Source organism: Streptomyces sp. NPDC007907 (genome assembly GCF_042959365.1).
Lineage (GTDB): Bacteria > Actinomycetota > Actinomycetes > Streptomycetales > Streptomycetaceae > Streptomyces > Streptomyces indiaensis.
Map to the genome: position 1 here is coordinate 854837 of NZ_JBIBKR010000001.1, position 23537 is coordinate 878373.

General features: G+C 72.1%; 20 protein-coding genes. 7 read left to right on the forward strand and 13 right to left on the reverse strand.

The window, feature by feature from the left end; genetic code table 11:
- Positions 1-57: 57 nt before the first annotated feature.
- The 3 genes from ACFZDI_RS03915 to ACFZDI_RS03925 form a co-directional block, all read right to left on the reverse strand.
- A complete protein-coding gene (locus ACFZDI_RS03915) occupies positions 58-1107 on the reverse strand; it encodes a BMP family protein (protein ID WP_234847021.1) in 1050 nt (349 codons plus the stop codon).
- A 285-nt stretch (positions 1108-1392) separates the two neighbouring features.
- Positions 1393-2436, reverse strand: coding sequence for a BMP family protein (locus tag ACFZDI_RS03920; RefSeq protein WP_234847020.1), 1044 nt, complete (start codon positions 2434-2436; stop codon positions 1393-1395).
- A 554-nt stretch (positions 2437-2990) separates the two neighbouring features.
- The gene (locus ACFZDI_RS03925; RefSeq protein WP_234847044.1) at positions 2991-4223 is read right to left on the reverse strand and encodes a M20 family metallopeptidase; all 1233 of its coding nucleotides are present in this window, start codon (positions 4221-4223) and stop codon (positions 2991-2993) included.
- Between the two features lie 285 nt (positions 4224-4508).
- On the opposite strand from ACFZDI_RS03925, the gene ACFZDI_RS03930 reads away from it, so the two are divergent.
- Positions 4509-5198: a methyltransferase domain-containing protein gene (locus tag ACFZDI_RS03930; protein WP_391247539.1), complete on the forward strand. Its 690-nt coding sequence runs from the start codon at positions 4509-4511 to the stop codon at positions 5196-5198.
- Positions 5199-5208: 10 nt separating this feature from the next.
- On the opposite strand, the gene ACFZDI_RS03935 is transcribed toward ACFZDI_RS03930, so the two are convergent.
- The 4 genes from ACFZDI_RS03935 to ACFZDI_RS03950 are packed head-to-tail and all read right to left on the reverse strand — an operon-like array spanning position 5209 to position 10126.
- On the reverse strand, positions 5209-6456 hold the full coding sequence (locus ACFZDI_RS03935; protein ID WP_391247541.1) for a hypothetical protein: 1248 nt from the start codon (positions 6454-6456) through the stop codon (positions 5209-5211).
- A gap of 46 nt (positions 6457-6502) precedes the next feature.
- Positions 6503-7441: an N-acetylneuraminate synthase family protein gene (locus tag ACFZDI_RS03940; RefSeq protein WP_361109121.1), complete on the reverse strand. Its 939-nt coding sequence runs from the start codon at positions 7439-7441 to the stop codon at positions 6503-6505.
- Positions 7442-7454: 13 nt separating this feature from the next.
- Positions 7455-8720 carry a cytidylyltransferase domain-containing protein gene (locus tag ACFZDI_RS03945; RefSeq protein WP_391247543.1) on the reverse strand — a complete coding sequence of 422 codons (1266 nt, stop codon included), beginning with the start codon at positions 8718-8720 and terminating at the stop codon, positions 7455-7457.
- A 35-nt stretch (positions 8721-8755) separates the two neighbouring features.
- Positions 8756-10126, reverse strand: a complete 1371-nt coding sequence (locus tag ACFZDI_RS03950; protein WP_391247545.1) for a DUF6716 putative glycosyltransferase — start codon at positions 10124-10126, stop codon at positions 8756-8758.
- A gap of 198 nt (positions 10127-10324) precedes the next feature.
- Between ACFZDI_RS03950 and ACFZDI_RS03955 the strand changes: the two genes are divergently transcribed.
- The 4 genes from ACFZDI_RS03955 (at position 10325) to ACFZDI_RS03970 (ending at position 14959) form a co-directional block, all read left to right on the forward strand.
- Complete coding sequence (locus ACFZDI_RS03955; protein WP_391247547.1) at positions 10325-11311, forward strand: glycosyltransferase; 987 nt, start codon at positions 10325-10327, stop codon at positions 11309-11311.
- On the forward strand, positions 11311-12642 hold the full coding sequence (locus ACFZDI_RS03960) for a polysialyltransferase family glycosyltransferase (protein WP_391247549.1): 1332 nt from the start codon (positions 11311-11313) through the stop codon (positions 12640-12642). Before ACFZDI_RS03955 ends, ACFZDI_RS03960 begins: the two co-directional genes overlap by 1 nt.
- A 180-nt stretch (positions 12643-12822) precedes the next feature.
- The gene (locus ACFZDI_RS03965; protein ID WP_391247551.1) at positions 12823-13977 is read left to right on the forward strand and encodes an acyltransferase family protein; all 1155 of its coding nucleotides are present in this window, start codon (positions 12823-12825) and stop codon (positions 13975-13977) included.
- Between the two features lie 64 nt (positions 13978-14041).
- Positions 14042-14959 carry a class I SAM-dependent methyltransferase gene (locus ACFZDI_RS03970; RefSeq protein WP_391247553.1) on the forward strand — a complete coding sequence of 306 codons (918 nt, stop codon included), beginning with the start codon at positions 14042-14044 and terminating at the stop codon, positions 14957-14959.
- A gap of 14 nt (positions 14960-14973) precedes the next feature.
- Here ACFZDI_RS03970 and ACFZDI_RS03975 read toward each other — a convergent pair whose 3' ends face one another.
- Entirely contained in the window at positions 14974-15624 is a 651-nt protein-coding gene (locus ACFZDI_RS03975) for a TetR/AcrR family transcriptional regulator C-terminal domain-containing protein (protein WP_234847011.1), read from the reverse strand.
- A gap of 75 nt (positions 15625-15699) precedes the next feature.
- On the opposite strand from ACFZDI_RS03975, the gene ACFZDI_RS03980 reads away from it, so the two are divergent.
- A complete protein-coding gene (locus ACFZDI_RS03980) occupies positions 15700-17100 on the forward strand; it encodes an FAD-dependent monooxygenase (RefSeq protein WP_391248030.1) in 1401 nt (466 codons plus the stop codon).
- 51 nt (positions 17101-17151) lie between these two features.
- Here ACFZDI_RS03980 and leuE read toward each other — a convergent pair whose 3' ends face one another.
- Entirely contained in the window at positions 17152-17799 is a 648-nt protein-coding gene (gene leuE, locus ACFZDI_RS03985) for a leucine efflux protein LeuE (protein ID WP_234847010.1), read from the reverse strand.
- A 48-nt stretch (positions 17800-17847) separates the two neighbouring features.
- Positions 17848-19428 (reverse strand): methylmalonyl-CoA mutase family protein, encoded by a 1581-nt coding sequence (locus ACFZDI_RS03990; protein WP_391247556.1) that lies wholly within the window; start codon positions 19426-19428, stop codon positions 17848-17850.
- Positions 19429-19567: 139 nt separating this feature from the next.
- On the opposite strand from ACFZDI_RS03990, the gene ACFZDI_RS03995 reads away from it, so the two are divergent.
- A complete protein-coding gene (locus tag ACFZDI_RS03995; protein WP_391247557.1) occupies positions 19568-20416 on the forward strand; it encodes a L,D-transpeptidase family protein in 849 nt (282 codons plus the stop codon).
- Positions 20417-20573: 157 nt separating this feature from the next.
- On the opposite strand, the gene ACFZDI_RS04000 is transcribed toward ACFZDI_RS03995, so the two are convergent.
- The 3 genes from ACFZDI_RS04000 to ACFZDI_RS04010 form a co-directional block, all read right to left on the reverse strand.
- On the reverse strand, positions 20574-21623 hold the full coding sequence (locus tag ACFZDI_RS04000) for a hypothetical protein (RefSeq protein WP_391247559.1): 1050 nt from the start codon (positions 21621-21623) through the stop codon (positions 20574-20576).
- Positions 21623-22297, reverse strand: coding sequence for an RNA polymerase sigma factor (locus tag ACFZDI_RS04005; protein ID WP_234847041.1), 675 nt, complete (start codon positions 22295-22297; stop codon positions 21623-21625). Before ACFZDI_RS04005 ends, ACFZDI_RS04000 begins: the two co-directional genes overlap by 1 nt.
- 382 nt (positions 22298-22679) lie before the next feature.
- Positions 22680-23477, reverse strand: coding sequence for a hypothetical protein (locus ACFZDI_RS04010; protein ID WP_391247560.1), 798 nt, complete (start codon positions 23475-23477; stop codon positions 22680-22682).
- Between the last annotated feature and the right edge of the window lie 60 nt (positions 23478-23537).

Here is a 23537-nt window from a genome sequence, read left to right on the forward strand (position 1 = left end):
ACCCCGTCGAGCGGACGTGACCCCGGGGGTCACCGCCTGCTTCGAGGCAGTCGCTCGTCAGCTGCTCTTGACCTTGATCTCGCCGCTGATGATCTTCTCCTTGGCCGTCTTCAGGGCTGCCTGAAGGTCGGCGTCGTCCGCGAACTTCGGGTTGGAGTTCGACAGGCTCACCTCGCCGGTCTTCAGATCGCCACGAACGATACCGGTCTCGGGCTTTCCGTCCTCGACCGACTTCGCCAGGTTGTACACCGCCTTGGCGACGTCCTTCATCGCCGAGGTCAGGATGGAGTCCTTGTACTTGGCAAGGGCTTCCTGCTGGTACTGGTCGGAGTCCACACCGATGGCCCACACCTTCTCGGCGGCGGCGGCCTCGATGACGCCCTGACCGGACAGGCCGGCGGCCGCGTAGACGACGTCGGCCTTCTTCTCGATCTGACCCTCGGCAGCCGTCTTGCCCTTGTCGGGGCTGGCGAAACCGCCCTCCTCGGCCGTCTGGGTGAGGTACTGCGAGAGCACCTTGACCTTCGGGTCGGTGTCCTTGACGCCCTGCGCGAAGCCCGCCTGGAACTTGTGGATCAGCGGGATGTCCACACCGCCGACGAAGCCGACGACCTTGGTCTTGCTGGTCTTGGCGGCGGCGACACCGGCCAGGTACGAGGCCTGCTCCTCGTTGAAGACCAGGTCGGCCACGTTCTCGGTGTTGATCGTGGCGTCGTCGACGATGCCGAACGTGGTCTTCGGGAACTTCTCCGCGGCGCCCTTCACGGCGGCGGCGTAGGCGTAACCGACACCGACGACGGGGTTGTAGCCCTGCTTGGCCAGCGAGACCAGGCGCTGCTCCTTGTCGGCGTCCGTCTCGCCCTCGGTGGGCTCCACGTCGGCCGTCTGGTACCCGAACTCCTTCTTCGCCTGCTCCAGGCCCGCGAACGCGGCGTCGTTGAAGGACTGGTCGCCCTTGCCGCCGACGTCGTAGGCGATGGCGAGACCCTTGTCGCCCTTCGAGTCCGACGACCCGGCGGAGGTCGAGGTGCCGCCGCAGGCGGAGAGCGCGAGGGCCAGGGAGGCGGTCGCTGCGCCTGCGACCGTGATCCGGGAAATCCGGCGCATGTGTGGGTGCTCCTGTCGTACAACCGAGGTGCACAGCGCCGGACGGTTCAGCTTCAGCGCTGGCTTCGCCGCAGATTAACGCGCGTAGACCTGCCTGAAAACCCCTTCTGTCCACCTTGTTATGCGCCCGTGGCCAAGCCATCACCGGTCCTTGGCCGGGCCGTTGCCGACCGCGAACGGGGCGTGGCGCTGGGTGATCCGGTTCCCCGGGAGGGGGCCGGGAAACGCGGAGCGGGCGGACACCCAGGGGGTGCCCGCCCGCTCCGGCCGGTCAGACCGGCCGGCTCACTCGGTGTTGACCTTGATCTTGCCGTCGATGATCTCCTGCTTGGCCTTGTTCACGGCGTCCTGGAGACCCGCGATCTTCGCGTACTCCGGGTTGGACTCCGACAGGCCCACGCCGTTGACCTCCAGGTCGAACGTCTGGGTGCCGCTCAGCGGCTTGCCGTCGTGGACCGACTTGGACAGCGTGTAGACCGCGCCGCCGACGTCCTTGAGCGCGGAGGTGAGGATGTAGTTCTTGTACGGCGCCAGGGCGGCCTGCTTGTACTGGTCGGAGTCGACGCCGATCGCCCAGACCTTGGCCTTGGCGGCGGCCTCGATGACGCCCTGACCGGACAGACCGGCGGCCGCGTAGAGCACGTCGGCCTTCTTCTCGATCTGGCCCTCCGCGGCGGCCTTGCCCTTGTCGGGGCTGGAGAAGCCGCCCTCTTCGGCCGTCTGCGTCAGGTACTGGGACAGGACCTTCACCTTGGAGTTGGTGTCCTGCACGCCCTGCTTGTAGCCGGCCTCGAACTTGTGGATCAGCGGCACGTCGACACCGCCGACGAAGCCGACGACGTCGGTCTTCGTGGCCTTGGCGGCAGCGACACCGGCGAGGTAGGAGGCCTGCTCCTCGGCGAACACGAGGGAGGCGACGTTCTTGCCCTCGACGACCGAGTCCACGATGCCGAAGGTGGTCTTCGGGTACTTGGCGGCGACGGCCTTCATCGCCGGGCCGTAGGCGAACCCGACGCCGATGACCGGGTTGTAGCCCTGCTTGGCCAGCGACGCCAGGCGCTGCTCCTTGTCGGCGTCCGTCTCGCCCTCGGTGGGCTCGATGTCGGCCGTCTTGTAGCCGAACTCGTCCTTGGCCTTCGTCAGGCCGGCGTAGGCGGCGTCGTTGAAGGACTGGTCGCCCTTGCCGCCGACGTCGTACGCGATGGCGAGGCCCTTGTCGTTGCTGTCGCTGTCGCCGCTGTCACTGCTGGTGCCGCCGCAAGCCGTGGCGACGAGCCCGAGCGACGCGACCCCCACCGCGACACGGGTCAGTTTGGAAATCCGACGCATCTGAAGTTCCCCATTCTCCAAAGCCCCGCGATGGGTGCTCGGTTCGGCGCACATTAACGCGCGTAGACACTCCTGGGAACGGTTCGCCGCGGGGCCGTTATCCATTCGTGCCGATGGCCGGTTACGCCCTTGTGAACCACGGGAGGGAACGGGGTCGAAAGGTGTAGTCGGGAACACGGCGCGTGCCTACCTCGTGACGCGCACCAGGCTGCCGTGAGGCTGCGCCGCTCGCAACCGGAGGGTCTGTCGGGGTGAGCGGGGTGGGGGCGCGGGGCTGTCGATCCCTGTGCGGCCCTGTGCGGCGCCGTCGTGGCCGGTCGCGCAGTTCCCCGCGCCCCTGCGAACGCGTGCGGCGCCGTCGTGGGATGTGCGCAGTTCGCCGCGCCCCCATGCGTCCGTGCGGCGCCGTCGTGGCCGGTCGCGCAGTTCCCCGCGCCCCCATGCGTCGGTGCGGCGCCGTCGTGGCCGGTCGCGCAGTTCCCCGCGCCCCTGCGAACGCGTGCGGCGCCGTCGTGGGATGTGCGCAGTTCCCCGCGCCCCCAAAAGGGGGCGTGTCAGCGGAGGCCGTTGACCAGAGCTGCTGCCGTGAAGAGTTCTACTCCGACCGTGATGGCCGACTCGTCGACGTCGAAGTCGCCCTGGTGGAGGTCGCGGATGTGGCGTTCGCCGGGGGTGCGGACGCCCAGGCGGGCCATGGCGCCGGGGACGCGCTCCAGGTACCAGGAGAAGTCCTCGCCGCCGAGGCTCTGCTCGGTGCCCTCGACGGACTCGACCCCGCGGCGGGCGATCATCGCCTCGCGCAGCAGCTCGGTGACGCCGGGCTCGTTGACGACGGGCGGGACGCCGCGGACGTAGTTGATCTCGGACTTGGCCCGGTGCAGGTTGGCGATCTCGTCGATGGCCGCGACGACGACGTCGGGAGCCTGCCGCCACGCCTCCAGGTCGAGGCAGCGCACGGTGCCGGAGAGCTCGGCGTGCTGCGGGATCACGTTCGGCGCGTGACCCGACTCGACGCGGCCCCAGGTGATGGCGAGCCCGCTGCGGCTGTCGAAGCGCCGGCTGACCAGCGCCGGTACGTCGGTGACGACACGCGCTGCGGCGGTGACCAGGTCGGTCGTGAGGTGGGGGCGGGCGGTGTGGCCGCCCGGTCCGTCGAGGCCGATCTCCAGCCGGTCGCAGGCGGAGGTGATGGGCCCCTCCCGCAGACCGATCCTGCCCGCGTCCACCCGGGGGTCGCAGTGCACGGCGATGATCGCGCCGACGCCCTCCAGTGCCCCGCACTTGATGGCGTCGGCGGCACCGCCGGGCAGCACCTCCTCGGCGGGCTGGAAGATCAGCCGGACGGGGCGGGGCAGCGCACCCTGGCGGTGCAGCTCGGCGAGGACGAGTCCGGCGCCGAGCACGACGGTGGTGTGCACGTCGTGACCGCAGGCGTGCGCGCGGTCGGGCACGGTCGAGCGGTACGGGCACTCCGCCTTGGTGTCCGGGATGGGCAGGCCGTCGATGTCGGCCCGCATCGCGAGCATGCTGGGACCGCCGTCCCACTGCTCGCCCTCCACACCGATGTCACAGACGAGTCCCGTCCCCACGGCGAGGACGCGCGGCTTGAGGCCGGCCCGCTCGAGCCGCTCCTTGATCGCGGCGGTCGTGCGGAACTCCTGGTTGCCGAGCTCCGGGTGCATGTGGAGGTCGCGCCGGAACGCGATGAGCTCGGCCCGCAGAGCGTCGGGCAGTGCACCGGGAAGGACTGCTCCGCCGGGAAGATCGACCTCGGACTCCAGTGACATCAGTGGCTTCACCCTCTGAAGGGTAGGGCGCCGGGGCGGTCGGCTGACCCTGGATCAACAAAAGTTCAACCCTATAGGGGAAGAAAATATGACCGCCTGACGCATAGCTATCAAGTGAGGTGGGTAAACTTGCCCGCCTTTTGGGGTCTGGCAGGCCTCCACCCCCCGGAGTGTGACTTCGACCACATCGACGTCGGAACTCCGGTATCCATCCTCTCCACGGATACCACGCCCTGCGCGGCGAACACGGGCGTGTTCATCTGCCGGACGTCCGCCCCCGCTAGTGTGCGCCCCGTGCGCGCCCCTGAGTTCCTGGAGTCCACGCGAGCCTCGTACGACGCCATCGCCGAGGCCTACGCCGCCGAGCACCCCGACAGCCTGGCCGGGAGACCGCTGGAGCGGGCGCTGCTGTCGGCCTTCGTGGAGCTGGCCGAAGTGCCGGGGGTGCCCGGGCGGCCGCCGGTGGCGGACCTCGGCAGCGGGCCGGGGCACGTCACGGCGCGGTTGCGCGACGCGGGGCTGCCGGTGTTCGGGGTCGACGCCTCGCCCCGCATGGTGGCCCTGGCCCGCAGGGCGCATCCGGAGCTGCGCTTTCACGTCGGGTCGATGACGGCCCTGGACCTGCCGGACGAGACGCTCGGCGGCATCGTCGCGCTGTACTCGATCATCCACGTGCCGGACGATCACCTGCCGTCCGTGTTCGCCGAGTTCCACCGCGTCCTGCTGCCGGGGGCGCCGGTGCTGCTCGGTTTCCAGTCCGGGGCGCAGGACGGGCACCGGCGCCTGACCGAGCGCTTCGGGCAGGAGATCTCGCTCGACTGCTACTGGCGCACCCCGGACACCGTCATCGGGCACCTCACCGGGGCCGGCTTGGCCCTGCACGCCCGCGTGCTGCGCGAGCCGGAGGCCGGGGAGGAACTGCCCCGCGCGTTCCTGCTGGCGCGCAGGCCCGCTCCGGTACCAGGGGAGGAGTGAGCAGAACCCCTCACGACGCCGCCGGACCGACCAGCCCGGCGGACGGCTGTGTGGCGGTGAAGGGGGCCCGGGCGGACGGGCCGGTGGGAGGCTGCGTCGCCGGGGCAGGTTCCGGGGCGGATTCGGCGGACGGCTGTGTGGCCGTGAAGGGGGCCGGGGCTGTCGGGTCGGGTGGGCTTGCCTGTTCCGGGAGCACCGGCGGGTCCGTCGGTGACAGCCGGTGGACGTCCCGGGCCGTTCCGGTGACCCCGGACAGGAAGCCCTGGGCACGCGGGGAGGCGTGCTCGGTCAGCCAGGCGGGGTCGATGTCGCAGACGGCCACGCGTACCCCCGTGCCGGACAGGGCGAGCGGGAGGGTGTGGACGACCGTGGAGGGGAAGCTCAGGATCGTCCGGCCGATGGGGCCGCGGCGGGCGATCAGTTCGAGGGGGAGTTCGGGGCGGACGATCTCCAGGCCCGTCTCGACCGCGAGGCGGTGGAGCTTGTCCGTGCTCTCGCGGCGGTGGGCGAAGTAGCGGGTGGCGCCGTGCGCCGTGGCCAGGGCGTGCACGGCCTCCAGATAGCGGCCGTCGTCCACGACGCCCGTCTCCACCAGGGACGTGCCGACCAGGTCGGCGCCCTTGGTGATCCGGGGCGGGCCGAAGCGGGCCCGGGTCCAGGCGAAGGTGTGGGCGCTGACGGTGACGCCTGCCGGGGTCTCCTCCATCGGCATGGAGGAGAAGATCTCGATGCGGCGGCGGTCGCCGGGGGTCAGCAGGCGGCGGGCCGAGGCGGACACCGGCGCGAAGACCACGTCCCGGGGGCCGGGGCGGCCGCCCTTGCGGTGCCAGCGCACCAGCCGTTCACCGCGGGCCAGCTGCCCGACGAACTCCATCGTCGCCGTGCCGTCGTCGACGACGACCAGGTCACGGGCGCGGGTGATCGTCAGCAGCAGCTGGACGTAGCGGGAGAAGGGGTCCCCCAGCACGACCCGGCGCGCCCTGCGGAGCAGGCCGGTCAGACCGCCGATGGTCTGGAAGGGCGCCAGCGGGCCGCCCCTGGCCTCCTCCCAGCGGACCTCGTGCCCCTCGTCGCGGGCCAGGTCGGACATCCGCCGCAGCTGGCCGCGCGTCATCGGGTCGACGGGCGACAGCACCACGAGGGTGAGCCCCACGCCGGGCGCATGCGCGTGCGCCCACTCCAGCACGTTCAGCAGCTGTACCGGGCTCTCGACGAAGGCGAGAGTGTGGGGGCCGGTGTTCCCGGCGCGGGGGCTCATCGACGTACGACCGTCCCGTCGTCAGGGGGTTGTGGGGGTGGGGCGTTCAGACGCCGACCGGCTCGCCCGCGGCCGTGGCGATCTCCGCCTCGGCGACCACGCCGGCCACGCGGCGCAGCTTCTTCATCGGGCCGAGCTCGGACTCGTAGACCTTCTTGACGCCGTCGCCGAGGGAGGCCTCGATGGTGCGGATGTCGCGGACGAGGCGGGACAGACCCTGCGGCTCGACGGAGGCGGCCTGGTCCGAGCCCCACATGGCGCGGTCGAGGGTGATGTGGCGCTCGACGAAGGTGGCGCCGAGGGCGACCGCGGCGAGCGTGGTCTGCAGGCCGGTCTCGTGGCCGGAGTAGCCGATCGGGACGTTGGGGTACTCGGCCTGAAGGGTGTTGATGACGCGCAGGTTGAGCTCCTCGGCCTTCGCCGGGTAGGTCGAGGTGGCGTGGCAGAGCAGGATGTTGTCGCTGCCCAGGACCTCGACGGCGTGGCGGATCTGCTTCGGCGTCGACATGCCGGTGGAGAGGATGATCGTGCGGCCGGTGGCGCGCAGCGCGCGCAGCAGCTCGTCGTCGGTGAGGGAGGCGGAGGCGACCTTGTGGGCGGGGACGTCGAACTTCTCCAGGAAGGCGACGGCCTCGGTGTCCCACGGGGAGGCGAACCAGTCGATGCCCTTCTTCTTGCAGTAGGCGTCGATCTGGCCGTACTCCTCCTCGCCGAACTCCACGCGGTGGCGGTAGTCGATGTAGGTCATCCGGCCCCAGGGGGTGTCGCGCTCGATGTCCCACTGGTCGCGCGGGGTGCAGATCTCCGGGGTGCGCTTCTGGAACTTGACCGCGTCGCAGCCGGCCTCGGCGGCGGCGTCGATGAGCTTGAAGGCGTTCTCGATGTCGCCGTTGTGGTTGATGCCGATCTCGCCGGTGACGTAGACGGGGCGGCCGGGGCCGGCCTCGCGGGTGCCGAAGGTGCGGATGCGGGAGTTGTTGCTCATGGCGTTGCGTTCCTTACTTGGTGAGGGAATCGAGAGAGGGGCCGAGGATCCAGCTGGCGATCTCCCGGATCGCGCCGTCACCGCCGGGGACGGTGGTGACCGCGCGTGCGGCGCCGCGCACGACGTCGTGGGCGCTCGCGACCGCCACGGGCCAGCCCACGAGGGCGAAGCACGGGAGGTCATTGACGTCGTTGCCGACGTAGAGCACGCGCTCCGGCGCGATGCCCTGCTCCTCGCACCACTGCTTGAGGGCGAGGTCCTTGCGGTCGATGCCGTGCAGCACCGGGAGCTTGAGCTTCCGGGCCCGGGCGGCGACCACAGGGTTCTGTTCCGTGGACAGGATCAGCATCTTCAGGCCGCTTCTGCGCAGCGCTGCGATGCCGAGTCCGTCCCCGCGGTGCACGGAGACGAACTCCCGTCCGTCGGAGTCGACCAGCACCCGGTCGTCGGTCTGGGTGCCGTCGAAGTCGAGGACGACCGCGTCGACGTCGTCGGCGGTCGGGAGGGCACCGGGGCGGTCCGCGTCGAAGAGCGGCGCGAGGGCCCGGGCGCGGGCGAGGTCGTGCGGGTCGTCGATCTCCAGCACGCGCGCGGGGTCCGTGCGGACCAGTTCGGTGCGTCCGAAGAAGCGGTGCCGGTGCTTGCGGAAGCCGGTCGCCTCCATGGCGTAGGCGGCGCCGGTCTCCAGCAGGTCCTGGGGACGGTCCTGGCGGCGGGGCCGGAAGGACTTGTCGTGGTTGACGCCGTAGCCGCCGCCGACGGCGGCGCCGGACTCGGCGGCGGAGCCCGCCGCGATCTCGTCCTCCGCGTCCCGCCAGACGAATCCGTGGAAGGGCGCCACGGTCACCGCGCTGTCGGCGCCGTTCTCGGCGATCGCGCCCGCCACCCCGTCGATGTCCTCGCGGACGATGAAGGGGCTGGTGCACTGCACGAGCAGGACCACGTCCACCGGCGCCCCGTGCAGGGCCTCGTGGGCGTCCATGGCGTGCAGCACGGCGGCCTCGGAGGTGGCGGTGTCGCCGGCGATGGCGGCGGGCCGCAGCACGACCTCGGCGCCGGCCTCGCGGGCGGCGGCCGCGATGGCCTGGTCGTCGGTGGAGACGACGACGTCCGTGACGAGCCGCGTGGCGCGGCACTCGCGCACCGCCCGGGCCACCAGCGGGACGCCGCCGACGGGCAGGAGGTTCTTCGCGGGCACGCCCTTGGAGCCGCCGCGCGCGGGGATCACCGCGAGCACGCGGCGCACCGAGGCGCCTTGGCCCGCTTCCGGGTGGGACATGGGGTCTACTCCTTGGGCAGGGGTCTCGGGGCGGCTCACAGCTCCCCCATCCGCCGGATGACGGGCGCCACGCGCTGCACGCCGTGCCGGTAGGCGCCGCGCGCCGCCCGGCGCACGATCTGCCGGACCGGTCCGGGGTCCTTGTCGGCGGCGGGCGCGCCGGGCAGCGGGGTGCCGTCCGGGCCGAGGTGGTGGCGGGCGAGGATGCCGGGCAGGTAGCCGGGCGCGGTGACGGGGGTGTAGTACGGGGTCAGCGGGGGCAGGCCGCCGGGCCGGTCGAGCAGCCCGGCGATGCGCTTTCGGGCCGCGTCGAAGGCGGAGTCGTAGGAGCCGTCGGCGGCGACGCCCTGCCGGGACACCCACTCCTCGTCCGGCACGGGCCGGTGCCCTGCGTCGAGCTGTTCCCAGGAGGCGAGGCAGCCGGAGCCCACGAAGTGGTGGTTGCCGAGCGATTCGCGGATGCCGAGGTCGGTCAGCACGACGGTCGGGATGCGGCGGTGCAGCGACTCCAGTGCGGCGGTGGAGCTGACGGTCACCAGCAGGTCGGTCCGGTCGAGGACCTCGCCCATGTTCCCGTACACCAGGCGGAAGTTGGCGGGCGGATCGAGGCGCTGCACCAGCTTCTGGTACGGCAACTCCTCGATGTGGGTGGTGTGTTCGCCCGGCCTGGAGCGCAGCTTCAGCAACACCTCGCGCTCGGGGTGCCTGCGGGCGTGCTGGACCAGCCGGTTCAGCAGGTACGTACGGTCCTTGCGGCTGTCCGGGACGGACGGCTGGGCGGCGAAGACGACCGTGTAGGGCCTGCGCCCCTGCTGCGCGGTGGGGTCGTGTTCACCGTCGTACGGCGCACCGCCGAGGAACGGCAGGGCGACCTCCGTCACCGCGGAGGCGTCGGCGCCCACGCCCTCGTAGACGGCCCGGAAGCGGTCCGCGTCCTGGCGGGAGTTGGCGAGGACCAGGTCCGCGCCGTGCCGCAGCAGCAGGCCGTCGGCGAGCTTCTCGTAGACGACCCCGACGTAGCCGGTGACGACGACGGGCCGCCGCGTGCGGTGCTCCCAGACACGTGCCAGGCCGTGCAGCATCGCCTGCACACCGCCGCCCACCAGGGAGAGGACCACGACGTCGTAGGACCCCTCGGCCATGGCGCGCAGGAACTCCACGGCGGTGACCTCGCGCAGCGAGTCGGCGCGCACGCCCACTTCCCTCAGCTGGCGCGGGGTGGGCGTGGCCCGCCCGCGCAGCAGGAAGCCGTCGAGGAGGGGGCCGGCTTGCGCGGCGTCGCGCGATGCGGCTTCCATGGACGGTTCCGGGGCGATGCGGTCCGCGGTCAGCGCACCCCATTTCCAGCGGGTGTCGGAGTCCGCGAGGACGGCGATTCGCGGGCGCTTCGGTGTACTTACTGGCACGTCGAAGACGCTAGGAAGCGAATCCTAGGTATGGCGGAACCGCGACTCAACGAAAAGTTAACAACAGCCCACTGAGAGCCGAACTGGCCTGCTGGAAGGCGGGAAGTACACGGGGTGCACCGTTCTGACACATCGAGTTCACCCGGTGTACCTTCATCGTCAATTTCTGCTGCCGGGCGGGCTCCTAACGTTTTGCGGGTGCCTAAGCTTTCCGTGATCGCGCCGTTCTACAACGTGCAGCAATATGCCCCGGACACCCTCAGAAGCCTTCGGTTGAACGCCGACCGGGATTTCGAGTTCATCCTGGTCGACGACCATTCGAAGGACGAAACTCCGGCCATTCTCGAACGAGCGGCCGAGGAGCTGGCGGATGTCGCCCAGGTGCGGTACATCCGCCACGAACAGAACGGCGGGCTCGCCACCGCCCGCAACACCGGCCTGGACGCGGCGCAGGGCGAGTACCTGACGTTCCTGGACGGCGACGACTGGCTGGCCCCCGGCTACCTCGCCGAACTGGTGTCCGCGATGGACGACTTGGGGTGCGACTTCGTGCGCACCGACCATGTCCAGGCCACCGCGCGCGCCCGTTCCGTGCACCGGGTCCCGGTCGGGCGGCGCTGGGAGGCGTTCGACCCGCGGGAGGCGATCCTGCCCGCCCACCGCTCCACCTCCGTGGACTACGCCTACGCGTGGGCCGGCGCGTACCACCGCCGGCTCGTCGACAAGGGCGTGCTCCACTTCACCCACGGGCTGCGCACGGCCGAGGACCGGCCGTGGATCTGGAAGCTGCACCGTGAGGCGGAGTCGTTCGCCGTGGTGAGCTTGCTGGGCGTGTTCTACCGGCGCGGGGTGGCCTCGTCGCTGACGCAGATCGGCGACGTCCGGCAGCTCGACTTCATCCGGGCCTTCGACCAGGTGATCGAGGAGACGGCCGCGGACCGCGACGCCGACCGGCTGCTGCCCAAGGCGGTGCGCACCTACTGCGCGATCATCGCCCACCACCTCTCCCACGAGGACAGGTTCGAACCGGCCGTGGCCAGGCGGCTGCGGTCGATGAGCGCGGCGGCCATCAAGCGCATGCCGCAGGACGCACTCGCCGACGCACTGGAGGCCATGGACATGGACCGCTCGTCCAAGCTGCGGCGGCTGCGGCGCCGGGTGACCACGACGGGAGCGGCCGCCTGATGCCCGGGACCACTCAGATCTTCTGCGCCTCGACGCTGTACGGCGTCGCCACCCTGGCGGCCGCGATCGACTCCGACCTCTTCGAGGAACCGGACCGCCGGGTGCTGCTGGTGTTCAACAACTCCGCGACACCGGAGACCACTCCGGCCCTCGACGAGATGCCGGGGTTCGCGCCGCTGCGCGAGGACTTCGACGAGGTGCTGTCCTGGAACGAGGCCATCCGCCCCTTCCACCCGGGGGCCTGGACACCGCGCGCCGACGACATCCCGCTCTTCGAGCGCTATCTGCGGCTGCTGTGGGGGCTCGGCGACGACCGGGTGAGCCTGGTCCTGGAGTCCATCCAGGTGGCGCCCGCCCTGACGGTGGCCCAGCTGTTCACCGACGCGCCCGTCGACGTCTACGCCGACGGGCTGATGAGCTACGGCCCCACCCGCAACAAGCTCGACCCGCTGGTCGGCACCCGGGTGCGACGGCTGCTGCACCTGGATCTGGTGCCGGGGCTCACGCCGATGCTGCTCACCGAGTTCGGCGTGCCGGCGCACCTGGTGCCGACGCCCGCGTTCCTGAAGGTGCTCGGCGAGGTCACCGAGACGGTGCCCGAACTGCCGCAGCTGCCCGGCGACTCGGCGCTGCTGCTCGGCCAGTACCTCTCGGCGCTGAACATCCTCTCCCCCGAGGAGGAGGAGGACCTGCACGTGCGGATGATGCGGGGCGCCGTCGCCCGCGGCCACCGCACGGTCGTCTTCAAGCCCCACCCCACCGCCCCCGCCCGCTACAGCCGGGCCCTGGAGACGGAGGCCGGGAAGCTCGGAGTGGACCTCACGGTCCTGGACACGCCCGTGCTCGCCGAGGTGCTGTTCGACCGGGCCCGGCCCGCGTTGGTCGTCGGCTGCTTCTCGACGGCCCTGTTCACCGCCTCCGCCTTCTACGACCTGCCGGTCGCGCGCATCGGAACGGAGCTGCTGCTGGAGCGGCTGACGCCGTACCAGAACAGCAACCGGGTCCCGACCGCCCTGGCGGACGCGCTGCTGCCCGGCCTGGAGAGGGGCGAAGACGGTGACGTCCTGCCGGCCGCACGGCTGTCCGCGCTCGTCACGGCCCTCGGGTTCACCATGCAGCCGCAGATCTACCCGGATCTGCGCCCACAGGCCGAGCAGTTCCTCGCCCGGCACCTCGGGCCGCGCACCCGGCGCTACTTCAAGAAGCGCCGCCTCACCGCGCTCGGGCTGCCCGGGGGCATTCCGCAGCGGCTGGCGTTCCTGCCGCGCAACTCCACGGCACGCCGGGTGGTCCGCAGGGCCCGGGCCCTGCGCAAGGCGGTGCGCCGCTGAGCCGGTCGCGCCCGGCGACCCGGCCCGCCCCGGCGACATGCAGATGAACCCATGGGGACCGGCAGGCGAAGCCTGTCGCCGTCGAACGCAATTCCGTCAACTCTCGTCCTAGGGTGACAGGCGCGTCCGCCCACAGGCGGCTCAGGCAAAGGACACACGAGCCACACAGAGGTTTCCAGCGTGACCGAGACGGTCGTCAGCACCCGCAAGCCACAGCCCGGCGTCGCCGTGCTGGTCGAACCACCGGGCGCCACGACCGTCCCCCGGCGCGCCGGGGAATCCGCCGGCCGGCTGCGCGCTCTGGACGGGCTGCGGCTGGTGGCCGCGCTGATGGTGGCGCTGTACCACTACGGCGGGCGCGGCGGTGAGGTCGCCCGGGCCTGGGGGACCTCGCCCCGGGACCAGTTCCCCACCCTGCACTCGCTGTTCGCCTACGGCTGCCTCGGCGTCCAGGTGTTCTTCGTGATCAGCGGGTTCGTGATCTGCATGAGCGGCTGGGGCCGCCCCCTGCAGTCGTTCTTCGCCTCCCGGGCCTCCCGGTTGCTGCCCGCCTACTGGGCGGCGGTGCTGCTGGTGACCGGTGTCTTCGCGCTGCCGGTGGTCGCCTACCAGGCCGTGTCGCCGAGCGACGCGCTGGTGAACCTGACGATGCTGCAGATGCCGCTGGGCGTCGACCGTGTGCTCGGCGTGTGCTGGACCCTGTGGGCGGAGGTCCGCTTCTACGCCCTGTTCGCCCTGTGCGTGGTGCTGCCCGGGGCGAACCGGCGCCGGGTGATCATGTTCTGCGCGGGCTGGATGCTGGCGGCGGTGATCGCGGAGAACGCGGACATGCCGCTGCTCGACATCGTCCTGATGCCCGAGTACGCGCCCTTCTTCATCGGCGGTGTCGGCCTCTACCTCGTGCACCGCGACCGGCGGGACGTCCACGGCTGGGGCATCGTGGCCGTCAGCTGGCTGACAGGCCAGCACTACGCGGTGCAGTCGCTGTGGCACGCCCCGGACCCGGAGGCCTTCTCCTACCGCTCGTCGTTCGGGATCATCGCCGTCGTCACCCTGGGGTTCGTGGCGGTCGCCGCTATCGCGCTGGGCCTGCTGGGCCGGGTGAACTGGCGGTGGCTGACGGTCGCGGGCGCGCTGACGTACCCCTTCTACCTGGTCCACGAGCATCTCGGCTGGGTGGTGATCCAGGCCCTGCACCGCGGTCTGGGGGTGGCCTCAGGGGTGACCTTCGCGCTGACGGTGGCGTCAATGCTGCTGCTGGCGTGGCTGCTGCACAAGTATGTGGAGAAGCCGCTGACGCCCCGGTTGCGGACGGCCCTGTCGAAGACCCGCTGACCCTGTTCACGGGGCGTTCAACCGGCCGTCGATCGGGGCAATGCTCGGAGAGAAGGCTCGTCTCATGACCCACGCACAAGTGACCGACAAGCACCCCGGCGAACTCGCCGACGTACCGGGCTGGTTCCCGGCCCTGGACCAGACGCTGTTCACCTGGTTCCTCGAGCAGCAGACGAAGGCCGGCATAAAGGGTGACCTGCTGGAACTCGGCGTCTACATGGGCAAGAGCGCGATCCTCCTCGGCCACCACCTCCAGGACGGCGAGCGGTTCACGGTCTGCGACCTGTTCGAGGGTGACGCCCCCGACGACGCCAACCAGGCGGAGTCGGCCCAGTCGTACGCCTCGCTCACCCAGCAGGCGTTCGAGCGGAACTACCTCTCCTTCCACGACGTCCTGCCGACGGTGATCACCGGCCCCAGTTCCCTGGTGGACGAGAAGGTCTCCCCGGACTCCTGCCGCTTCATCCACATCGACGCCTCGCACCTGTACGAGCACGTGTACGGCGACATCGGCGCGGCCCACGACATCCTGCTGCCCGAGGGCGTCGTGGTGCTGGACGACTTCCGGTCCGAGCACACCCCGGGTGTCTCGGTCGCCGCCTGGGAGGCGGTCCTCAACCGCGGCCTGCGCCCGATCTGCCTCAGCACGCAGAAGATGTACGCGACCTGGGGCGATCCCGAGCCGCTCCAGGAGGAACTGCTCGCCATGCTACGGCTGCGCACGGACGTCGGGCTGAGCGTGCAGGAGGCGGCCGGGCACCGGCTGATCCGGACCCGTTCCCGGGGCATGAAGCCGCCGCCCTTCCCGCTCTCGCGGCACTACGAGGAGCCCGCGCCCGCGCCGGCCCCCGCTCCCGAGGCCGCGTCGAGTGCGGCGCGCCCGGCCCGGCCCGCCCCGTCCGCGGCCCGCAGGCTCGCCAAGGACCTGCTGCCGCCGCTGGTCACCCGGGCCGTACGGCGGGCCCGCGCGAAACGGTCCTGACGCGCCGGACCGCGTCATGAGACCCCGTAGCGCACCCCGATCCCCCCGATCACGAGGGCGAGTCCCTCCTCGAAGTGCCGGTCGTAGTCCTCGAAGATCTCCGCGCCCGCCTGGGCCGACAAGGGAAAGTCGGCCATCAGGCGGGCGCGTTCGTCCATGTCGTAGCCCTCGCGGCGCTCGCCCGGCAGCGGCTGCACGCCCTGCTCCTCGGTGACGAAGCCCAGCGTGTACAGGTACGCCGTGGTGAGCGCGCGGGCCGCCTGGGCGAGGGTGAACCCGGCGGCCGTGAACAGGCGCAGGTTGTCCTCCATCTGCCCGGCGTGCTCGATGCCGGTGAAGCGCGAGCCGCTGAACACCTTCGCGCCGTCCCGGTAGCCGAGCAGCGCCGCGCGCAGGCCCCGGTTGGCCTTGAGCAGCCGGTCCTGCCAGGTGTCGGCCGGGTCGAGGGCGGCCCCGGCGACCATCCGGCGGTACATCTCCGTCGCCATCTCGTCGAGCAGCGCCTGTTTGTCCTTGAAGTGCCAGTAGAGGGCGGGCGCCTTCACGTCCAGCTCCCGGGCGATGGCCCGCAGCGTCAGGCCGTCCAGGCCGGTCTCGTTCAGCAGCCGCAGCGCGGTGTCCGCGACCCGGCGGCGGTCCAGGGGCTCGCGTCGGTCCGTACTCACGCTTGACAACTTAACACCGTTAAGGCGACCCTCGGAAACGAAGCTACTTAACAGCATTAAGGGGAGGCTGGCGTGATGGACACGGACGTGCTGGTGGTGGGCGCGGGCCCGACGGGCCTGGCGCTCGGCATCGACCTCGCCCGGCGGGGCGTGACGGCGCTGGTCGTCGAGCGGGCCGGGGCCCTGTTCCCCGGCTCACGCGGCAAGGGCATCCAGCCGCGCACGATGGAGGTCTTCGACGACCTGGGAGTGCTCGACGCGATCCGCGCGGCGGGCGGCCCCTACCCGGTGGGGCGGATCTGGCAGGACGGCAGGCCGGCGGGCGAGCACCGGATGTTCGACGCCACCGAACCGAGCGAGGACGCGCCGTACACCGAGCCGTGGATGGTGCCGCAGTGGCGCACGCAGCAGATCCTGCGGGCGCGACTGGAGGAACTCGGCGGAGGAGTCGCCTTCGGCCGGGAGGTCGTCGGGCTGACGCAGGACGGGGAGGGGGTGCGCGCGGAGTGCGCCTCGGGCGAGGCCGTCACCGCCCGGTATGCCGTGGCGGCGGACGGCGGCCGCTCCACCGTGCGCGGACTGCTGGGCATCGGCATGGCGGGCGAGACCGTCGACCCGCACCCGACGCTGGTCGCGGACGTCCGGATCACCGGCCTGGACCGGGACAACTGGCACGTCTTCCCGCCCGGCGCGGGCGACGGCTTCCTGGCGATCTGCCCACTGGCCGGCACCGAGGACTTCCAGCTGGTGGCCCAGTTCCCGGAGGACACGGCACCGGACCTCTCCCTGGAGGGCGTCCGCAAGGTCGTCGCCGCACGGTCCCACCTCGCGCCCGAGTCGGTGACGGAGCTGCGGTGGGCCTCGGACTTCCGCCCCCGGGCGGCACTCGCGGACCGCTTCCGCTCGGGGGGGGTCTTCCTCGCCGGTGACGCGGCGCACGTCCACTCCCCCGCCGGCGGCCAGGGCCTGAACACCAGCGTCCAGGACGCCTACAACCTGGGCTGGAAGCTGGGTGCGGTGCTGTGCGACGGCGCGGACGCGGCCCTGCTCGACTCCTACGAACAGGAGCGCCGGCCCATAGCCGCCGAGATGCTCGGGCTGTCCACCCGGGTGCACCGCGGCGAGACCCGGCGCGGCGAGGCGACCGGCCAACTCGGCATCGGCTACCGGCGGTCACCGCTCACCCGCGAGACCCGGACCGACCCCGGCCCGGTGCGGGCGGGTGACCGCGCACCCGACGGGTCCGTGGCCGGCGTCCGGCTCTTCGCCGCGTTCCGCGGCCCGCACTGGACCCTGCTGGCCCTCGGGGACGCACAGGCTCCGGACCTCGGCCCGCGGATCCCGGTCGTACGGGGCCCCGCACCCGGGCCGTACGGGCCCGGTCTGTTCCTCGTCCGCCCCGACGGCCACGTCGGCTGGGCCGGGGACACGGCGGCCGGACTCGCCGACCACCTGGCCCGCTTCGGCCAGGGCTAGGGCCTGCCCCGCGTCTGCGTCATGATCCGAACGACAGGTCCTGGCAGCGCCCTACGAGCTCGCCAGGGACAGCTTCACCGCGAACCCGAGGAACAGCGCGCCCGCCGCCGAGGTCGCCCCCGCCGACAGGCGCCTGCGGCGGCGGAAGGCGGCGGCCAGCCGGGTGCCGCCGAAGATCAGCGCGCTGAGGTAGAGCACGCTGGCGAGCTGGGCGAGGGAGCCCAGAACGACGAAGGACAGGGCCGGATAGGCGTACCCCGGGTCCACGAACTGCACGAAGAAGGCGACGAAGAAGAGGATCGCCTTGGGGTTGAACAGACTGACCACGAAGGCACGGCGGAAGGGCCGCTCCCCGGCGGGCGCGGGCGCCTCGTCACCGGCGGACCCGCTCGCGCGCGTCCGCCACATGCCCCACGCGGCCCGCAGCATGCCGACGGCCAGCCAGGTCAGGTATCCGGCCCCCGCGTACTTGACGACCGCGAACAGCACAGGGTTCGCCTGGAGCAGCGAGGCGACGCCCGCGGCGGACAGCGTCATCAGCACCGCGTCCCCGCACCAGACCCCGGCCGAGGCGGTGTACCCGGCGCGCACACCACGGCGGGCGGCCACGGACAGCACGTACAGCGAGTTGGGACCGGGCAGCAGGACGATCAGGACGAGGCCCACCAGGTAGGTGGGCAGATCGACGACACCGAACATGCGCATGAGTCTCGCACGCGGGTCCGGCCTCCCCGCCCGGGGCCTCGGTCAGAAGGCGTCGGTCGGGACGTACGCGCCCCACACCTCGCGCAGGGCGTCGCACACCTCGCCGACGGTGGCCTTCGCCCTGAGGGCGTCCTTCATCGGGTAGAGGACGTTGTCGTCGCCCCCGGCGGCCTTCTTCAGCGCGGCCAGGGCCGCGTCGACGGCCGGCTGGTCCCGCCCCGCCCGCAGCTCCGCCAGCCGCCGGGCCTGCCGCGCCTCGATGGCCGGGTCGACGCGCAGCGGCTCGTAGGGTTCCTCCTCGTCGAGCTGGAAGCGGTTGACGCCGACCACGACCCGCTCGCCGGAGTCGGTCTCCTGGGCGATGCGGTAGGCGTTGCGCTCGATCTCGTTCTTCTGGAAGCCGCGTTCGATGGCGTCGACGGCACCGCCCAGCTCCTCGACCCTGGCCATCAGCTCCATGGCGGCGGCTTCGACGTCGTCGGTCATCCTCTCGACGACGTAGGACCCGGCGAAGGGGTCGACGGTGGCGGTCACGTCCGTTTCGTGGGCGAGGACCTGCTGGGTGCGCAGGGCGAGGCGGGCGGACTTGTCGGTGGGCAGGGCGATGGCCTCGTCGAAGGAGTTGGTGTGCAGCGACTGCGTCCCGCCCAGCACCGCGGCCAGCCCCTGCACGGCGACCCGGACCAGGTTGACCTCGGGCTGCTGGGCCGTCAGCTGCACCCCGGCCGTCTGGGTGTGGAAGCGCAGCATCAGCGACTTGGGGTCGCGCGCGCCGAACTCCTCGCGCATGACCCGGGCCCAGATCCGGCGCGCGGCACGGAACTTGGCGACCTCCTCCAGGAGCGTGGTGCGGGCCACGAAGAAGAACGACAGGCGGGGGGCGAAGTCGTCGACGTCCATGCCGGCCGCGACCGCGGTGCGCACGTACTCGATGCCGTCGGCCAGGGTGAAGGCGATCTCCTGCACGGGCGAGGCACCCGCCTCGGCCATGTGGTAACCGGAGATCGAGATGGTGTTCCACCTCGGGATCTCGGCCCGGCAGTACTGGAAGATGTCCGCGGTCAGCCGCAGGGACGGCTTGGGCGGGAAGATGTAGGTGCCCCGGGCGATGTACTCCTTCAGCACGTCGTTCTGGATCGTGCCCGTCAGCCGGTCCGCCGGGATGCCCTGCTCCTCGGCCACCAGCTGGTACAGGAGCAGCAGCAGGGCCGCCGGGGCGTTGATCGTCATCGACGTCGAGACCTGGTCCAGCGGGATCCCGCCGAACAGCACCCGCATGTCCTCGATCGAGTCGACGGCCACCCCGACCTTGCCGACCTCGCCGTGGGCGATCGGCGCGTCGGAGTCGTGGCCCATCTGGGTGGGCAGGTCGAAGGCGACCGACAGCCCGGTCGTGCCGTGGGCGATCAGCTGCCGGTAGCGGGCGTTGGACTCCGCGGCCGTGCCGAAACCGGCGTACTGGCGCATGGTCCAGGGGCGGCCCGTGTACATCGACGGGTACACGCCCCGGGTGTACGGGTACGCCCCCGGCTCCCCCAGCTTCTCCGCCGGATCCCAGCCCTGAAGGTCCTGCGGCCCGTAGAGCGGCTCGATGGGCAGTCCGGACTCCGACTCACGCGCCATGGTGGGTTGCCTCCCGCAGAGCAGTGACCTCGCTCACCACCATGCCCCCTGGTTCGGCGCGGGTCACGCCCGGGGAACATCTCAGGTGACATCCGGGGTGCCGGTGAGACGAGCGGGGGGCCGTGTGCGTACTACGGGCATGGGGAGAGCGTTCGTGGCGGGACTCGCCGTGCTGGCCGCGCTGGCCGGCTGCACGGTGCAGACCCCCGACGGCGAGGGCAAGCGCCGCTTGCCGGTGCACATCGAGCTGCCCGACGACACCCCGTCCCCGGGCCGCACACCCGCCGGTGGCGGCGACGGGCCGCGCTCCGCGCCGCCGTCCGGCGACAGCAAGCCGCGTTCCGCCCCCATCCCGTCCCGTGTGCTGTGGTCGCGCGGCGACACCGGCCGGGACGTCCGGGAGCTCCAGGCCCGGCTGCGCCAGGTCGCCTGGCTCTTCGAGGGACCGACCGGGACGTACGACGAACCGACGCAGCGGGCGGTCGGCGGCTTCCAGGGCAAGCGCGGGCTGCCGCGCACCGGGCAGACCGACACCGTCACCTGGCAGCGGCTGCTGGGCATGACACGCGAGCCGGGCCGCTGGGACCTGTATCTGATGGGCGGGCAGCCGGCCGACCCGCCGGACGCGCGCTGCCGCAGCGGCCGGGTGCTGTGCATCGACAAGACCAGCAGGACACTGCGCTGGATGATCGACGGGCGGACGGTGTCGACGATGGCGGTCCGCTTCGGCTCGCAGGGCACGCCGACCCGGGAGGGCGTCTTCTCCGTCTACTGGAAGTCACGCGACCACGTCTCGACGCTCTACGACTCGCCCATGCCCTACGCGATGTTCTTCAGCGGCGGCCAGGCCGTGCACTACTCGGCGGACTTCGCCGCCCGGGGCTACGCGGGCGGCTCGCACGGCTGCGTCAACGTCCGGGACGAGGCGGCGATCGCGGAGCTGTTCGCGCAGGTCCGCAACGGCGACAAGGTCGTCGTGTCCTGGTGACGGAGCGGGGAGGAAGTTGGGGCGCGGGCGGGACCGGGGGAACGTGTCCCGCCCGCGCTCAGGTGCACGAGCCGTAGGTACGGGGGGAACCCCGGCTCTGTGCGACGGCCGATGACCAGTCGGCTCACTCATTACTGCGCCGGGGCGGCCGAAAACGTCACACCCTCGGCCCGACGATTTTCACGGAGTGCGAAACCACAGGTCGCAGCGGTGCGAGCGAGGTCCGGAACCGGCCACGGTCCGCGCCGTCCCCGTGCCCGTCCTGGTCCCCGTCCCGCTGCGCGGCCCGCTTCTCGGCCTTCCGCTCGGCCTTCCGCTCGGCCTTTTCCTGCTGTGCCTCACGGCCGCGGTCCTGCTTCCGCTCGTGCTTCCGGTCCCGGTCGCGGTCCTGCCGGTGGTCCCGGTCCGCGCCCTTTCCCTGGTGACGCCCCTGGTCGCCGGAGGACAGGACGCCCTTGCAGTACTTCCACACCCGCAGGCCGCCCGCCGCGTCCAGCAGGGCGCGTCTGCGGTCGGGATCCGGCCGCCGCCCGTCGCGCAGGTCCCGGCAGGCGGAGACGATCTCGTCACGGTCGCCGGGGCGCGCCTTCGGGCCGTCCGGCTGCGCGGCGGCGTCGTCGCGCCGCTCGTCCCGGTCCCGGCCGGGAGCGTCGTCCGGGGTGGAGCCGCCCTGGGCGGCGTCGCTCGGCGACGGCGACACCAGCGGGCGTTCCGGATGCGTCACGGAGGCCGAGACGGAGGCGCCCGGGTGGGGCTCGTCCTCGCCGAAGGGTGCCTTCAGCGCTCCGGTTCCGGCCGCGAGGGCGACCCCGCCGACCATGCCGACGGCCAGCGCCGCGGCCAGGGCGAGACGTACGGGACGGGCCCAGCGCGGCGGCCGGACCGTGACGGTGCCGCGGTCGCCGGGAGTGCCGATACGGACCAGCCCGGCGTCGGCGACCTCGGCCGCGTCCCGTCCGGCGGCGTCCGCACGGGCCGCGGCCGCGTCGGCGCGCTCTGCCCGTGCCTTGCGGAAAGCGGCCACCGCGGCCGCCTCGCCGGGGAGTTCATCACTGGTCAGCGGGGGTGTGGCGGACAGCGCGCCCAGGGTCCTGGCAAGGTGTTCGGCTTGGTCCCGGCCGGCGCCTTCGACAGCTCCGAGTGGCTCTCCGCTCAGCAAACGCTCCGCCGTTTCGCGGTCCAGCCACCTGTACTGCTCGTCGGCCATCACACATCCTTCTGCGTCCGCGCGACGCTGTGCGTCACACGTGCGGACGTCACCGCGCCACCGCGCGGTTCTCTCTGGGGCGGCAGGGCGTCGAGCACCCCGGCGGATTCCGGATCGGCCTGCGGGTCGTCGCCGAGCAGTTCGGCGAGTCGCTTCAGACCCCGGTGCGCCGCCGTACGGACCGCACCGGGGCGCTTGCCGAGCGTCTCGGCGGCGGTCTTCGCGTCGAGCCCCACCACCACGCGCAGCACGACCGCTTCGGCCTGGTCCTGCGGCAGCCGGGATATCAGGGAGAACGCGCCGTCGGTGGCCAGCGCCTCGATGGCCTCGCCCGCGGTGTCCGACTCGGCGGCCCGGCCGGTCAGCTCGGTCTCGTCACCGCCGATCGCGGGCCGGCGCCCGCGCATGCGTATGTGATCCAGCGCACGGTTGCGGGCGATCCGGGCGGCCCAGCCGCGGAACCGGTCCGCGTCGCCGGTGAACCGCTCCATGTCGCGGGCTATCTGGAGCCACGCCTCGGACGTCACGTCCTCGGCGTCGGGATCGCCGACCAGCGTCCGTACGTACCCGAGCAGCCGCGGGTGCACGGTGCGGTACACGGTCCGGAACGCGTCCTCGTCCCCGTCCTGTGCCGCACGCACCGCGGCGGTCAGCTCCGCGTCGTCCCCCAGCACCGCGCGCCCTTCTGCGCCTGAACCGGCGCCGCTCTCGCGGACCGGGTTGTCGCTGTCGTGGTTGCCCAATTGGTGGTTGCGGTATCAAGACCGCAGGTGGTTGCGGTGGTCGTACCGCCTTCGCCTTGGCGCGAATGGCACGTTACGACCTGAAACCACTCCCCGTCCATGTCCGTCCAGGATGCAACTAAGCCGTGACGCGGTGGGGTGTGACAGAAAACGCACACGGGGCGCTGTAGGGAGTACGGGCCGCCGCGCGGCCCGTGCCGCGCGACGGCCGGGGCCTCTCCTGTGGGGGGTGGCGGCCTCGGCCGTTGCCAAGGCGGGGACCGGAGGGTGCGCACAGTGGCCCGGCGGTGACGGTCGGCGCTCGCGAAATCCCTTACGGCTGACGATCGTTGGACTGGGAGCGCTTGTCCTCGCCGCGGTTCTTCCCCGCGCCGGTCTCCGCGCTCCTGCCCGAGTCGTCGCCCGACTCCTTGCCCCCGCCCGGGTCCGTGGTGGGCGTGCCGTCGTGCTGCGCGGGATCGCCGTTCCCGGAGTCACGGCCGTTGTCCTTCGAGTCGTCCAGCCGCTCCGCGCAGTACGCCGTGACGTTGCTCTCACCGCCCGCGGCGGCCACCAGACGCTGCCAGGCCGTCGCCTCCATCGCCTTGCCGTGCTGCCGGGCTCCTTCATAGGCGCGGCAGTGGGCTTCGGTGTCCCGGGCGGGAGCCGGGCGTTCCGGGTGCGCCGGGGCCGAGCGGGTGCCCGGGCCGGGGTCGGGGCTGTGGCTGCCGGGGGCAGGCTGTCCCGCCGGGTCGCGTGGGGCGCTGCTCGGGGCGGGCCGGTGCTCGGGCGTGTCCTCGGTGCCCTCCTCCGGCGATCCCGCCACGCCGATCGCCGCCATGGCGACGCCGCCGAGCGTGAGGCTGGCGAGCAGCACGGAGAGCGTCGTCCGCAGGGACCGCCCCGGGTACCGCCGCTCGCGGGCCCGCCAGTCGTCCCGGCCGCGGGTGCGCGTGCGCGCGGCCCCGGCGTCCCGGGCGGCCCGGAAGGCGGCGACGGCCCGCTGCTCGGCCCCGGCATCGACACCGTCCCGGACGAGGGAGGCGACGATCAGCGCCTCCACGTCGGAGTCGAGGAGGGCATGACGGGAACCACGGCTGGAAAGCCCGCCGTCGTTCGGCCGTTCACCCATGTCCGTTTCCGTCCCTGCTCGATCCGATCGATTCTTCTTGCGAACCGGCGCGGGCCGGTC

Coding starts and splice junctions, on each gene's coding strand:
- ACFZDI_RS03915 (WP_234847021.1), bottom strand. CDS start 1,107: ATGCGCCGGATTTCCCGGATCACGGTCGCAGGCGCAGCGACCGCCTCC.
- ACFZDI_RS03920 (WP_234847020.1), bottom strand. CDS start 2,436: ATGCGTCGGATTTCCAAACTGACCCGTGTCGCGGTGGGGGTCGCGTCG.
- ACFZDI_RS03925 (WP_234847044.1), bottom strand. CDS start 4,223: ATGTCACTGGAGTCCGAGGTCGATCTTCCCGGCGGAGCAGTCCTTCCC.
- ACFZDI_RS03935 (WP_391247541.1), bottom strand. CDS start 6,456: ATGAGCCCCCGCGCCGGGAACACCGGCCCCCACACTCTCGCCTTCGTC.
- ACFZDI_RS03940 (WP_361109121.1), bottom strand. CDS start 7,441: ATGAGCAACAACTCCCGCATCCGCACCTTCGGCACCCGCGAGGCCGGC.
- ACFZDI_RS03945 (WP_391247543.1), bottom strand. CDS start 8,720: ATGTCCCACCCGGAAGCGGGCCAAGGCGCCTCGGTGCGCCGCGTGCTC.
- ACFZDI_RS03960 (WP_391247549.1), top strand. CDS start 11,311: ATGCCCGGGACCACTCAGATCTTCTGCGCCTCGACGCTGTACGGCGTC.
- ACFZDI_RS03970 (WP_391247553.1), top strand. CDS start 14,042: ATGACCCACGCACAAGTGACCGACAAGCACCCCGGCGAACTCGCCGAC.
- ACFZDI_RS03980 (WP_391248030.1), top strand. CDS start 15,700: ATGGACACGGACGTGCTGGTGGTGGGCGCGGGCCCGACGGGCCTGGCG.
- leuE (WP_234847010.1), bottom strand. CDS start 17,799: ATGTTCGGTGTCGTCGATCTGCCCACCTACCTGGTGGGCCTCGTCCTG.
- ACFZDI_RS03990 (WP_391247556.1), bottom strand. CDS start 19,428: ATGGCGCGTGAGTCGGAGTCCGGACTGCCCATCGAGCCGCTCTACGGG.
- ACFZDI_RS03995 (WP_391247557.1), top strand. CDS start 19,568: ATGGGGAGAGCGTTCGTGGCGGGACTCGCCGTGCTGGCCGCGCTGGCC.
- ACFZDI_RS04000 (WP_391247559.1), bottom strand. CDS start 21,623: ATGGCCGACGAGCAGTACAGGTGGCTGGACCGCGAAACGGCGGAGCGT.
- ACFZDI_RS04010 (WP_391247560.1), bottom strand. CDS start 23,477: ATGGGTGAACGGCCGAACGACGGCGGGCTTTCCAGCCGTGGTTCCCGT.